Origin of the sequence: Microcoleus sp. K5-D4, assembly GCF_036704575.1 — a bacterium.
Lineage (GTDB): Bacteria > Cyanobacteriota > Cyanobacteriia > Cyanobacteriales > Microcoleaceae > Microcoleus.
Genome location: NZ_JAUBSD010000099.1, coordinates 1 through 13461 on the forward strand (window position 1 = coordinate 1; position 13461 = coordinate 13461).

15 protein-coding genes are annotated in these 13461 nt (G+C 46.4%); 11 read left to right on the forward strand and 4 right to left on the reverse strand.

From position 1 onward, the window contains the following. Together QUA77_RS24305 and QUA77_RS24310 are read left to right on the forward strand one after the other, a co-directional pair. Positions 1-409: ISAs1 family transposase (locus QUA77_RS24305; protein ID WP_333453025.1), on the forward strand; the 409-nt coding region annotated here is incomplete at its 5' end. Beyond that, positions 406-906, forward strand: a complete 501-nt coding sequence (locus tag QUA77_RS24310) for an ISAs1 family transposase (RefSeq protein ID WP_333453027.1) — start codon at positions 406-408, stop codon at positions 904-906. The genes QUA77_RS24305 and QUA77_RS24310, both read left to right, overlap by 4 nt. A gap of 109 nt (positions 907-1015) precedes the next feature. On the opposite strand, the gene QUA77_RS24315 is transcribed toward QUA77_RS24310, so the two are convergent. Continuing rightward, positions 1016-2623, reverse strand: coding sequence for an ATP-binding protein (locus QUA77_RS24315; protein WP_333453029.1), 1608 nt, complete (start codon positions 2621-2623; stop codon positions 1016-1018). Further along, a complete protein-coding gene (locus QUA77_RS24320; protein WP_333034626.1) occupies positions 2620-3303 on the reverse strand; it encodes a response regulator transcription factor in 684 nt (227 codons plus the stop codon). Before QUA77_RS24320 ends, QUA77_RS24315 begins: the two co-directional genes overlap by 4 nt. 143 nt (positions 3304-3446) lie before the next feature. On the opposite strand from QUA77_RS24320, the gene QUA77_RS24325 reads away from it, so the two are divergent. Together QUA77_RS24325 and QUA77_RS24330 are read left to right on the forward strand one after the other, a co-directional pair. After that, positions 3447-3857, forward strand: a complete 411-nt coding sequence (locus QUA77_RS24325) for a hypothetical protein (protein ID WP_333453031.1) — start codon at positions 3447-3449, stop codon at positions 3855-3857. Between the two features lie 158 nt (positions 3858-4015). Continuing rightward, positions 4016-5521: a M10 family metallopeptidase C-terminal domain-containing protein gene (locus QUA77_RS24330; RefSeq protein ID WP_333453032.1), complete on the forward strand. Its 1506-nt coding sequence runs from the start codon at positions 4016-4018 to the stop codon at positions 5519-5521. 418 nt (positions 5522-5939) lie between these two features. On the opposite strand, the gene QUA77_RS24335 is transcribed toward QUA77_RS24330, so the two are convergent. Further along, positions 5940-6854, reverse strand: coding sequence for an alpha/beta fold hydrolase (locus QUA77_RS24335; RefSeq protein ID WP_333453034.1), 915 nt, complete (start codon positions 6852-6854; stop codon positions 5940-5942). A 248-nt stretch (positions 6855-7102) separates the two neighbouring features. Between QUA77_RS24335 and speB the strand changes: the two genes are divergently transcribed. From speB to modA, 3 genes are all read left to right on the forward strand, one after another. Then, a complete protein-coding gene (gene speB, locus QUA77_RS24340; protein WP_333453036.1) occupies positions 7103-8032 on the forward strand; it encodes an agmatinase in 930 nt (309 codons plus the stop codon). A 133-nt stretch (positions 8033-8165) separates the two neighbouring features. Next, complete coding sequence (locus tag QUA77_RS24345; protein ID WP_333453053.1) at positions 8166-8723, forward strand: thioredoxin family protein; 558 nt, start codon at positions 8166-8168, stop codon at positions 8721-8723. A 134-nt stretch (positions 8724-8857) separates the two neighbouring features. Further along, entirely contained in the window at positions 8858-9658 is an 801-nt protein-coding gene (modA, locus tag QUA77_RS24350; protein ID WP_333453038.1) for a molybdate ABC transporter substrate-binding protein, read from the forward strand. Here the strand turns inward: modA and QUA77_RS24355 are convergent, their stop codons facing one another. Then, positions 9659-9868, reverse strand: coding sequence for a hypothetical protein (locus QUA77_RS24355; protein WP_333453057.1), 210 nt, complete (start codon positions 9866-9868; stop codon positions 9659-9661). Between QUA77_RS24355 and modB the strand changes: the two genes are divergently transcribed. The 4 genes from modB to frr all read left to right on the forward strand — a co-directional run bounded on the left by modB (position 9789) and on the right by frr (position 13433). Continuing rightward, positions 9789-11549 (forward strand): molybdate ABC transporter permease subunit, encoded by a 1761-nt coding sequence (gene modB, locus QUA77_RS24360; protein WP_333453055.1) that lies wholly within the window; start codon positions 9789-9791, stop codon positions 11547-11549. The genes QUA77_RS24355 and modB overlap by 80 nt on opposite strands. A 90-nt stretch (positions 11550-11639) precedes the next feature. Then, positions 11640-12038 carry a peptide-methionine (R)-S-oxide reductase MsrB gene (gene msrB, locus QUA77_RS24365; protein ID WP_333034636.1) on the forward strand — a complete coding sequence of 133 codons (399 nt, stop codon included), beginning with the start codon at positions 11640-11642 and terminating at the stop codon, positions 12036-12038. Positions 12039-12169: 131 nt separating this feature from the next. Beyond that, complete coding sequence (gene pyrH / locus QUA77_RS24370) at positions 12170-12898, forward strand: UMP kinase (protein WP_071884014.1); 729 nt, start codon at positions 12170-12172, stop codon at positions 12896-12898. Beyond that, entirely contained in the window at positions 12885-13433 is a 549-nt protein-coding gene (gene frr / locus QUA77_RS24375) for a ribosome recycling factor (protein ID WP_333034638.1), read from the forward strand. The genes pyrH and frr overlap by 14 nt, the downstream gene beginning before the upstream one ends. Positions 13434-13461: the final 28 nt, after the last annotated feature.

Genomic DNA, 13461 nt, shown 5'->3' on the forward strand with positions numbered 1-13461 from the left:
GGTTCCTTTAGAGGCTTTCGGTGGTCTTTATCAACAAGACCAGTGGTCGGGACTGCAAACCATCGTCATTATTGAAAGAATCCGCCATCTCTGGAACAAAACGACTCATGAAGTCCAATTTTATCTAACTTCTCTGCCTGCGGATGCTCAACATCTTGGTCGTGCCATTCGTCAACATTGGACTATTGAAAACCAAGTTCATTGGACTTTAGATGTCACGTTCCATGAGGATCAATGTCGGATTCGTTCAGGTCATAGTCCTCGTAATTTTGCCATCCTGAGACGGATAGCACTTAACGCTCTTAATCAGGAGAAAACATTGCAGCGTAGTCTTCGTCAAAAAATTAAACAGGCTTCTATGAATAATGATTATATGATGACTGTTATCAACTCCTTTTGTAAAGCTTGATTGAGATGCTCTTACCCTGCATTAACGTTAGTTATAACCAACAGATTGAAAAGGGACACTATCGCACTGAAAAACGTTATGTTTGGGCGGTTCCTTTAGAGGCTTTCGGTGGTCTTTATCAACAAGACCAGTGGTCGGGACTGCAAACCATCGTCATTATTGAAAGAATCCGCCATCTCTGGAACAAAACGACTCATGAAGTCCAATTTTATCTAACTTCTCTGCCTGCGGATGCTCAACATCTTGGTCGTGCCATTCGTCAACATTGGACTATTGAAAACCAAGTTCATTGGACTTTAGATGTCACGTTCCATGAGGATCAATGTCGGATTCGTTCAGGTCATAGTCCTCGTAATTTTGCCATCCTGAGACGGATAGCACTTAACGCTCTTAATCAGGAGAAAACATTGCAGCGTAGTCTTCGTCAAAAAATTAAACAGGCTTCTATGAATAATGATTATATGATGACTGTTATCAACTCCTTTTGTAAAGCTTGATTGAGATGCTCTTACCCTGCTATGATGGACTAGGAACCTATTAACTTTAAAAATCCGAATTAGCCCAAGTCTTACCTAAGATAACTCGTCCTGCTTCACTGCTATAAGGTTAATCGCGATCGCCCACAGGTAAGCTCAGTATAAACCCTGTTTGACCAAGTATTGCAGCATCTAGCTTGATATCGCCGCCGTGGGCCCGTGCGATTTCCCTTGCTAAACTTAGGCCCAATCCCGATCCCTCTATTTTTTGGCTCTGAGTGGAGTCACCGCGATGGAAGCGCTCAAAAATGCGATCGCGCTCCCTCAAAGAAATATCCTGAGAACTATTGACAATTTTCACAATTACTCTTTTTCCCTGACATTTAGCCTGTAACCTGAGCCAACCCTTCGGTAAATTATATTTAATCGCATTACCAACGAGATTTTGCAAAACCTGCACCAGCAAATCACGATCGCCCTTGATATATAAATTAGGAGCAATTGCCATTTGTACATCTAAATGCGGTGCCAGCAGTTCCATATCTTCGGCAATTTCCGATAGCAAAGCCGACATATTCACCTCAACCAAATGTAAACCCATACGTCCGGCATCGGCGTGAGAAAGTAAGAGAAGTTTACGGGTTATTTCACTCAAACGGCGCACTTCATCCAATAAATTACTCAGCGTCTGCTGCACCTGAGAACCCGATTCAACTTGATGCAAAGCTCGTTCGAGTTGACCTTGCAAAATTGCCAGCGGAGTCTTTAATTCGTGAGCAGCATCTCCACTAAAACGAGAAGCTTGTTTAAAACTTCGTTCTAGACGTTCTAACATCTGATTGAACACAAAAATTAATTCTACAAACTCTATATCGGTTGCTCCGTCAGGGACACGCCGATCTAGCCCCTGCACGGTAACATTGCGAATTGCCATCGTGAGTCGCTCAATTGGATAGAGAATACTCCGCGATATGACCCAGGCTCCACCCGCTACGAGTAAAAGCACTACGGGAATAGAAATTAGAAAGATATTGCGAATCGATGCCATTTCCCGATCGATCGCTTGTAAGTTAACAGCGATGGCTGCTTGATTATAAGGAGAATTAATCGCGCCAACACGCCAAATTGCAGTCCTAGTATGCTGGGTTGCTAGCTTAGCTTTGGGCACTTGAGGAGGATGAAGTGAATCGAATGGCGGCCTATCAAATGGGGGTCTATCCTGTCGAGGTCGATCGTGTGGAGGTCTATCGTGTGGAGGTCTATCGTGTGGGGGTCGATTGAATGGGGGTCTGCTTTCGGGCGGTGGAAATAAATTGAGGCGATCCGGAGGTGGTGGATCTAGTGGATTTTGTCGGGGGGGAGGTTCTGATTCAAAATCTATTATGTCAGGATTAGCAGGGTGTAGCGGCAACGATCGCCAGATAGAATTCGCATCAAGTCCATCTTGCCACTGGCTCGATTTGTAGATTAAATTACCATCTCTTTGAGCCACTAGCAAAGCCACGGTTGTTTCTCCATTCATGCCCAAAAGTAATGGCAAAGAATCAGTATAAGCATCCCATTCGGGCGATCGCGGGCGGGTAGCGTGGATTAATTGAGTTTCTATTCCAGCATCAAGACGCTTGACTTTAGCATCGTAAATCAACCACCAGGAAACAACTCCAAAGCCAATCAGAGCAATACTTGCAAGAACAGAAGATGATAGAGCAATGCGAAAGCGGAAAGATTGGAGTTTCATGATGGTGAATCTGGTTTGCGAAACCGATAGCCAACGCCCCGCACACTCTCAACCCATCCTGTACCGCCAATCGGTTCAATTTTCTTGCGAATGCGTTGAATACATACATCTACTACATTCGTATTCGGATTAAAATCATAACCCCAAATATGTTCGAGGATTTGCGTGCGGGTGAGTACCCTACCGGGCGATCGCATTAGATATTCCAACAGATTAAACTCGCGGCTTGTAAGTTCTACCGCATGGCGATCGCAAGTAACTTCTCGGAGAATGCGATCGAGCTTAACAGGGCCAACGCTCAGAATATTTTGCCCACCGCCTGAAGCCCGCCGCACCACAGCATAAATCCGAGCAACTAACTCCTCAACAAAAAACGGTTTAGCCAAATAGTCATCAGCACCGAGATGTAACCCTTCAATGCGATCGTCCAGTTCATTGCGAGCAGTTAATAAAATCACGGGTACGTTGCGTCCCGCCTTTCGCAGATGTTTGAGAATAGATAATCCATCTTTTCCCGGCAATACAATATCCAGGACGATCGCATCGTACTCATTATCCATCGCCCGCCCATAGCCATCATTGCCATTATCGCAATAATCCACAACAAAGCCTTGTTCTTTCAAGCCCATACAAACAAAATTGGCGATTTTTTCTTCATCTTCAACGTATAGAACATTCATAGATTTACCTATCCGGTTGCGATTATACGGCTATCAGGGATTTACTTAAATTACAAAACTGTAATCCATCCGCACTGTTGCAGGTAATGTTTGGGGAATTTGATGTATTTATAAACATTTTTAGGTCGGCGATCGTAACTATCATGAAAATTACTTCACTACTTGCGTTACCTGCTACAGCCTTGCTGCTGGGATTTAGCAGCTTGAGTTTCCCCGATCAAACTACAGCTAATTCTAATACTGTACTAGCCCAGAGCCAACCAGAACCCAGTCAAGAGCGGAGACGCCCGCCCCGTATAGATTTTGCCGCAGCAGCCAAACAATTAGGAGTCACCGAAGCGGAGTTAATCGAAGCTTTGGGCCTACCCGCCAAACCCCCGGAACCACCAAGCGAAAATAATCGCCCGTCCAGCCCACCGCCCCGTCCTCGTTTAGATATTCCCGGTGCAGCGAAAAAGTTGGGAGTCACCGAAGCAGAGTTGATTAAAATTCTGGGCATTCCGCCGCGTCCACCCGGCGATCGTAATGTACCTCAAAATTCGGAACAACGCTAATTTCTTCACATTACAAAACTGTAATCCTAGGACAGGAATAAATGTCATATTCCACCAGCTTAATGATTGTAGAGACTAACTCAAAGGCAGATCGATAATTCATTTCTTTAGCCTGACAACTGCTTCAAACTTAGAAAATTAATCCAGGTAATTACATCATGCCAGCACTATTTCCTAATTCAATCAATGCACCGGGCAATCCTCCCCAAAATCAAGGCGCAGCGGGCAACCAACCTCCCCAAAATCAAGGCGCACCTGGCAATCCTCCTCCTCAAAATCAAGGCGCAGCGGGCAACCAACCTCCCCAAAATCAAGGTGCAGCGGGCAATCCTCCCGACAACCAAGGCGCAGCGGGCAATCCTCCAGGGCAGAATCAGGGCGCAGCGGGCAACCAACCTCCCCAAAATCAAGGCGCAGCGGGCAACCAACCTCCCCAAAATCAAGGCGCACTGGGCAATCCTCCTCCTCAAAATCAAGGCGCAGCGGGCAACCAACCTCCCCAAAATCAAGGCGCACCTGCCAATCCTCCCGAAAACCAAGGCGCACCTGGCAATCCTCCAGGGCAAAATCAGGGCGCAGCGGGCAATCCCCCTCAAAATCAAGGCGCAGCGGGCAACCAACCTCCCCCAAACCAAGGCGCACTGGGCAATCCACCTCCTCAAAACCAGGGCGAAATTGGCAATATTCCTCCTCAAAACCAGGGCGGAATCGGCAATATTTCTCCTCAAAACCAGGGTGAAATCGGCAATATTCCTCCTCAAAACCAAGGCGCACCTGGCAATCCTCCTCCCCAAAATCAAGGCGCACCGGGTGGCAATCCTCCTCCTCAAAATCAGGAAGCACAACTTACGAATTCTGCTTTACCTCCCCAAAACCCAACTCCACCCCCTCCGCCAGCTAACAGTATTAGCACCACAGGAGGAAACGACAATATTACCGGAGATAGTTTAGATAACTTTATCCTAGGCAGTAGCGGCACAGATACCATAACTGGAGGAGCAGGCACGGATACAATTAGCTATCTTTCCCTCGGCAGCGGCATTACCATTGAGGCTAAAGGTATTGTAGATAAAGGCGCAGCCGGTACAGATACCCTGCAAAATATAGAACAAATAATTGCTCCTTTAGAGCAGATTAATACCATCGATGCTTCTACAGGTAGCGGCACAGCTTCTATTAATGTGGATTTGTCGCAGAATCGTTTGGCGGTTAACAATTTACCCGGTATCGGCACTCTGAATTTTACTGTAGAGAATTTCGTTAATGTCACAGGAACTCCGAATGTAGATGTCCTTACCGGAAACATCCAAAACAATTCTTTAGTAGGAGGAGATGGTAACGATACACTCTCAGGTTTGCGCGGCAATGATACCCTGATTGGAGTAAATCCATTGAGTGCGACACCGGGAAGCAGTGAAACGGATGTGCTGATTGGGGGTCGGGGTAGAGATATTTTTGTTCTCGGTGATGCGACCAAGACATACTATCCGGGAACAGGAGTTGCACTGATTCAGGATTTCCAACAGGGAATCGATCGCATTCAGTTACGTGGGAGTCTCTCTGACTACACTATTGTTGGTAACTCCATCAATTTGGCTGGTACATCTGACCAAATAGCTGTAATTCAAGGCGGCTTTACCCCTGATAGTTTCATATTCGTGTAATATCAATTCCGGTAACATCGGAATAGTAAAATCCAGTTAACAGTCAACAATCACCGATGTTGCAACCGAAATTGATATAAATCATCTGCGTTAATCTGTGTTAATCTGCCATCATCTGCGGTTAAAAAAAGAGAATGTGTTAACCGCAGATGACAATGGATTGACGCTAATTCACGCAGATGAAAGGAGCAAAAGCACTAATGTTCTGCGTAAGGATTCAGGTCTAAAAACTTGCGGCTCCAACGCTTGTCTGGCAAGGGTTTTAGGGCAAAATAAGGGTTTTTGTCTTTCGTGGTTAATTGTCAATAAACGAGGAGAAGTGACAGTTTTTCGTGGTTTATTGAGAATAGAGATTGATTTAGTATCAAGCTCCATATCTAAAGTCTTTGCCCAGCAAGGAGTTCAGTGACCTGAATCCTTACTGTTCTGCAAATGCCGATCGCTCTTTAATCCAATCGAGTAAAATAGGATTGACCAATTCCGGCGCTTCATCCTGGGGACAATGGCCCACTCCCTCCAAAGGAATAAACTTTTCAACAGCCGGAAACTTTGCCAATTCTCGCCCCAATGCGATCGGCTCCCAAGGGTCATCTGTCCCCCACAAAATCAAAGCCGGACAGCTCAAACGCGGCAACAAATCCTCCGGTAGCGGGCCTTGAGAATAACTGATAAATGCCACAAATACTTCTACTGCGCCGCTGTCTTTGGCAGGTTTCAGCAGCATATTTACCAGTTCGTCGCTGACAGCTTCAGGACGGCGATAAGCTTGCAAAAGCACTTTTTTTACTGTTTTTGGCGTTGCTAATTGTTTAAAAAATAATTGACTTATCCACTTGACATTTAAAACTTTTTGTGCGATGGGCGCTCCAAAACTGCGATACCAAGGCAATTCGGCGCGTTTGCGATCGTGCAGCAAGCGCAGGGAACAATTGAGTAAAATTACGCCAGAAGCAATATCGGGAAAATCAACAGCCGCTTGCATAATTGCCACGCAGCCGATCGAATTTCCCACCAAAAAAGCCGGCCCGCCCGCAACTTCCCGACAAAAATCAGCAATTAGCTGTCCCCAAGTTTCAAAAGTATAGTCAATCTCAAGTTTGGGCGCGGGTTTAGCAGAACCGCCAAAACCGATGAGGTCGATCGCATAACAGCGGCAATCAGCAGCCAGCGCCGGCAAATTCTTGCGCCAGTGGCCCCAAGACGCACCAAAACCGTGGACAAACACCACAGCAGGCCCCTGGGAACCCGCAGCATGGTAGCAAATGGGAAAGCCTTTCCACAGCCAAGTTTGAGGGACAACAGCAATTGACGAAGTGGGAGTAGAAGATGTCATGCGATTTTAGATTTTAGATTTTAGATTTTAGATGAATGCAAGCCTGCAAAGAACTCAAGTCATTACTACAAACCGTATCGCAATTCGAGGCAACCGCTAGGACATAAATCCCAAACCCTCTTCCCTCCTCCCTCTGCGCCCTCTGCGCCCTCTGCGGTTAATTCCTCTTCCTTCTTCCTTTGCAGTTAGAGCCGATATTATGTCACGATTAAACCTGCTGACTTCTTTGCTGTATTAAAATTTCCCTTATGCCAACGATCGTTTCCACTGCTGTCGTACCGTTTCTGGGGTCAGAAATCGTACCAGACTACGACACCGCCAAAGTAGTTATCTTACCAATTCCCTACGAAGCTACCACCACTTACCGCCGGGGGTGCGAAAACGGGCCCGCTAAACTTCTAGAAGCTTCTCATCAACTCGAGTGCTACGACGAAGAATTGGACTCCGAAGTTTGCTACGATGTCGGAATTTATACACAAGAGCCGATCGCCGATACCCGCAACAGGCAACCGGTTTCATCCTCAGAAATGCTGCAAGTCACCCAAGCCGCAGTCCACCAGCTAGTTACCGAAAATAAATTTGTCATCTCCCTCGGAGGCGAACACAGCATCACTGCCGGCGTTGTCGAAGGTTATCGCCAAGCATACCCAAACGAACCTTTCACAGTCGTGCAAATCGACGCCCACGGCGACTTGCGGCACGAGTACGAAGGCTCGATTCACAACCACGCCTGCGTGATGCGGCGTATTGTAGATATGGGCTTACCGACACTGCAAATCGGGATTCGCGCTATCTGCAAAGAAGAAGCAGACTTGATTAAAGCAAAACAGCTAAACGTGATTCGAGCTAGGGAAATCGCTACTCAACCGGATTGGGCCGATCGGGCAATTGCCAGTATCACAACTAAGCGGGTATTTTTGACGATCGACTTAGACGGCATCGATCCGACTTTAATTCCAGGGGTGGGAACACCCGAACCGGGCGGGTTAAATTGGTATTCCCTCACCGCATTTTTGCGCCGCATCTTCGAGTCCTACGAAGTAATCGGGTGTGACATTATGGAATTAGCACCTATTGTAGATTCTGTAGTCTCAGAATTTACCGCCGCCAAATTAGCATATAAACTTATTGGATACCAAGCTCTGGCTCAAGGTTGGCTAAAGCCAGACGAGGAATAAATCGCGAAGTACGAATCACAATAGGCTGTTGGCAAGGCTAGAATTAAGCTACAGCCAAACAACAGCCAATTTTATTCGTGCTGACAGTTTCATCTTTCATGCTGGCAAATACTGCTCTTCACCTCCTGAAAATATGAGTTTACTAATCGATACAACGGGTACTCCCATTAACGGCTACGCTCCCGATTTTGAACTGCCGGGAGTTGACGACGAAGTTCACCATTTAGCTCGATATTTAGAAAAATTTCGGGCGATAGCGGTGATATTCATGTGCAATCATTGCCCTTACGTGCAATTGTATCTCAATCGCATGAAAGAACTTCAAGCAGATTTTCAAGATCGAGATGTTACTTTAATCGGGATTAATGCTAATGATGCAAACCAGCATCCCGACGACAGTTTTGAGAACATGAAAATTTTTGCAGCCAACAATCAACTCAACTTCCCCTACATCCGAGATGTTGCTCAAGATGTAGCTGAAAGTTTTGGGGCTTCTAAAACGCCGGAAGTTTTTTTGTTAGACCAAGACGGCAGATTGCGCTATAAAGGTTTAATTGACGACAACGCCGACGATCCGGGGGCGGTGCAGGTTTCTTATCTGCGGAGTGCGATCGACCAATTGCTCAACAGCCAACCCGTTGAGCCTTCAACTACAGAGGCGATAGGCTGTTCCGTCAAATGGCGATCGTAGTCATTAGTCAGCAGTCATCAGTCATTAGAAGATGATAATCCTGGACAAACAGACTCTACTTGTAAGGTGTGCGCGGCGCACCTTACTACTACAAATAGTGTAGATTGTCCTATGGCAAATTAGAAGATAGCCCTGTGGAAAGAAAACGTATTTTCAACTCGATCGTCGCAGCCGCTGTAGCGCTGACACTGCTGATTAGTTGGAACTTGTTTCCAAGCGTTTCCCCAACAACAGCGCAGCAGCGAACCTCTTTAACTGTATCTGCTGCTATCAGTCTGTCGCAAGCTTTAGGGGAAATCAAGACTGTTTATCAAAGCAGCAATCCCAATATTACTATCACTTATAATTTCGGTGCTTCCGGCGCTCTAAAACAGCAAATCCAGCAAGGAGCACCGGTAGATGTATTTTTAAGCGCCGCTACACAACAAATGAACGAATTGCAGCAATCTAACCTGCTAATTAACGACACGCGCCGCAATTTGCTGACAAATCGTCTAGTTTTGATTACTCCCAAAAACGGTGTTGCTTTGAGCGATTTCAAACAGTTGACAGATGTCAGAATCAAGAAAATTGCGATCGGCGAACCGAAAAGCGTACCTGTGGGCCAATACGCTCAGGAAATGTTAACTAAGCTTGGATTGTGGCAGCAACTCCAGCCAAAATTAGTGCTGGGAAATAACGTCCGCCAAGTGCTGACATTTGTCGAAAGCGGTAACGTTGATGCTGGCATAGTTTATGCGACTGACGCCAAAGCCTCCGACAAAGTAACTGTGCTGCTAACGGCTGCCGAAAATTTGCACTCGCCCATTGTTTATCCGCTGGCAGTTATCAGAAACAGCCGCAATCCGGGTGCTGCGAAAGCGTTTGTTGACTTTTTGGCGGGCGATCGCGCTAAAATAGTATTTCAGAAATACGGATTTGGCATAGTTCGATAACTAATTAATTAGGGATTTTTTACCGCTGATGAAAGCAGATAAGCACTGATTAACGCGGATGTATTTATAGATGGAATTTGATATTTCTCCGCTCTGGATATCTCTAAAATCCTCCGCTATTGCGACATTTATCACCTTTTTTCTGGGAATAGCGGCCGCCCGGTGGATGCTTTCAACTCGCATCAGAGGTAAAGCTTTGATTGAAGGCATTTTAATTTCTCCCTTAGTTTTGCCGCCGACAGTCGTCGGATTTTTGCTGCTGCTGCTGTTTGGGAGAAATGGGGCGATCGGGCAATTTTTGCTACAATTCGACTTAACTATAATTTTCACTTGGCAAGCCGCCGCCATTACTGCCACAGTTGTATCATTTCCCCTCATGTACAAAACTGCTTTGGGAGCTTTTGAGCAAATTGATGCCAATCTTCTCAATGCAGCCCGCACTTTGGGGGCCTCGGAGTGGGAAGTCTTTTGGCGCATTATGTTGCCGCTAGCATGGCCGGGAATTTTAGCAGGAACTATTCTCGCATTTGCTCGCGCTTTGGGTGAATTCGGCGCGACGCTGATGTTAGCGGGGAATATTCCCGGACAAACTCAAACTATCCCGATGGCAATTTATTTTGCTGTGGAAGCAGGGGATATGAGGCAAGCTGCTATTTGGGTTTTGATTATTCTGAGTATTTCTTTGAGCGTGCTAACTGTTGTTAATTTTTGGACTGAGTTACAAAAGAGATCGCCCCAACCAAATTCTATTCAAAAACTGGAATCTAATTTTTCCCAAGCTGCCTCTTATTTTACCACAAATTCCACAACAAAACAACCGGAAAGCGGACTTTGTTTAAACATTTTTAAACCTCTCTCAGGCTTTGCTTTGGATGTAGGCTTTGATATCGGCCCGGAAGTGCTGGGAATTTTGGGCGCGTCGGGTTCTGGTAAGAGCATGACTCTGCGCTGCATCGCCGGTTTGGAAACTCCTAGGAGCGGTAAAATTGCAGTCAATGGCAGGGTTTTATTTGACTCAGCACAGGGCATTAATGTAGCTTCTAAAGACCGCCGCATCGGTTTTTTGTTTCAAAACTATGCTTTATTTCCTCACCTGACTGTTGCTCAAAATATTGCGTTTGGCTTGCAGCATTTATCTGAAAGCGAGCAAAAAATTCGGGTAAAAGAACAACTAATTTCGGTGCAAATGTCGGGACTGGAAAACCGCTACCCGCACGAACTTTCGGGGGGCCAACAGCAGCGGGTGGCTTTGGCGAGGGCGATCGCCCCTTCTCCCGATTTGCTGCTGTTAGACGAACCGTTTTCTGCTTTGGATACTCACTTACGCAGTCAACTGGAAGGGGAGTTAATGCAGACTCTGGCTAATTATCGGGGAATTACTTTGTTAGTCAGCCACAATTTAGAGGAAGTTTACCGGGTGTGCAAAAATCTGTTGGTATTGGCCGAGGGAAGGCCGATCGCCTTTGATACCAAAGAGAACATTTTCGATCGCCCTGGCAACTCCACTGTCGCACAGTTGACGGGCTGCAAGAATTTCTCAGCAGCTAAACCGATCGCAGAAACTCTCGTGGAGGCGATCGACTGGGGCTGTACTCTGAGTGTAGTTGAACCAATTCCCAAATCTCTAGTTTCTGTGGGAATTCGGGCTCATCAACTGATTTTTGTTAGCGGGTGCGATCGTGAAAATACTTTTGCTTGTTGGATCGCCTCGACTGTGGAAACTCCGCACCGGGTGACATTATATCTCAAATTGCACTCGCCTCCCAATGATTCCCAAGATTATCACTTGCAAGCCGAATTTTTCAAGGAAAACTGGAGGGCTATTAAGGACAATCATTTTCCCTGGTATGTTCATTTCGAGCCAATTAGGTTAATATTAATGGAAGCCTGAGTTAACTAGGAATATACCGTTAACCGTCAACACTCAACAGTTAACCGTCAACACTCAACAGCTAAATACATCTTAACCCAACCTCTAATCATGACTGAAAAAGTTAAAAAAACCGACGCTGAATGGCAACAACAACTCACGCCAGAACAGTTTAAAGTCACCCGCAAAAAAGGAACAGAAAGAGCTTTTAGCGGGGAATATCACGACAACAAAAAATCCGGAACTTATAAGTGTATTTGCTGCGGCACTGAGCTATTTAAATCAGAAACAAAGTACGATTCCGGTACCGGTTGGCCGAGTTTCTACGCTCCCGTTAGCGAAGAAAATGTCAAGTGTGAGTCCGATAACACTTTGTTCATGCGCCGAACAGAGGTACTGTGCGCTGTTTGCGACGCTCATCTCGGTCACGTATTTAACGACGGGCCAAAACCTACCGGTCAGCGTTACTGCATGAATTCTGCTGCTCTTAATTTCGTCCCCAAGGATTAAATTTAGTCAACCGTTCTCACTCAACTGTTCTGGAACAGACTTTTGGGTCTGTTCTGGGTAATTGATGTTCAAAATGCACCCGTACTGCTATCTTATGGTGGAGGCAAAAAGAGTAAAAAAATAGTGGCGGCATGGGGATGGTTTATCAGCGAGTTTTGCTGAAGCTCAGCGGTGAAGCGCTTATGGGTAGCTTGGGCTACGGCATCGATCCGGTAGTCGTTCAGTCGATCGCCCAGGAAGTTGCCAAAGTCGTGTCGCAAGGCATTCAAATCGCGATTGTTGTCGGTGGCGGCAACATTTTTCGCGGGGTGAAAGCTGCTTCGGCAGGGATGGATCGGGCAACGGCTGATTATGTGGGCATGATTGCGACGGTGATGAATGCTATCACTTTGCAGGATGCCCTGGAACAAGCAGGAGTGCCAACGAGGGTGCAATCGGCGATCGCCATGCAAGAAGTAGCTGAACCCTACATCCGGCGGCGGGCAATTCGCCACCTCGAAAAAAAACGAGTAGTGATTTTCGGTGCCGGTTCTGGCAACCCTTTTTTTACTACTGATACTACAGCCGCTTTGCGGGCGGCTGAAATTGATGCAGAGGTGATTTTTAAAGCTACTAAGGTAGATGGGGTGTACGATTCCGACCCCCACCTCAACCCCAACGCGCGCAGGTATCAAACCCTCACCTATGCCCACGTCTTGAATCAAGATTTGCGGGTGATGGACAGTACGGCGATCGCCCTTTGCAAAGAAAATAATATTCCTATTATGGTATTTGACCTCTCGGTGTCGGGCAACATCTACCGAGCTGTAATGGGAGAATCTATTGGAACTCTTGTCGGAGGTTTTTGTGAAGTTAGCTGACGCAGAAGATCATATGCAAAAGGCAGTTGAGGCTACTCAACGGTCTTTTAATACTATTCGGACGGGACGGGCTAACGCCTCTCTCCTCGATCGAGTCATGGTAGACTACTACGGCTCTCCAACTCCGATCAAATCCCTTGCCAACATCGGCACCCCGGATGCGACTACGATCACCATTCAACCGTTCGATCGCACAGCGCTCAACTCGATCGAAAAAGCAATTTCCCTGTCCGATGTAGGACTCGTTCCCAACAACGACGGTTCAGTTATTCGCTTGAACATTCCGCCGCTGACGAGCGACAGACGCCAAGAATTTGTCAAAATGGCCGGGAAGTTTGCTGAAGAAGGTAAAGTTGCAATTCGCAATATCCGCCGCGATGCCGTTGACTCGATTCGCAAGCAGGAAAAAAGCAGCGATATCTCTAAAGATGAATCCCGGGACTTGCAAGATAAAATTCAAAAGCTGACGGACAAGTACATTGGCAAAATAGAAGAAGTTCTGGCAGCGAAAGAGAAAGATATCACGACTGTTTAGGGAATCGGAAATTTGGCAGGGGGAATAG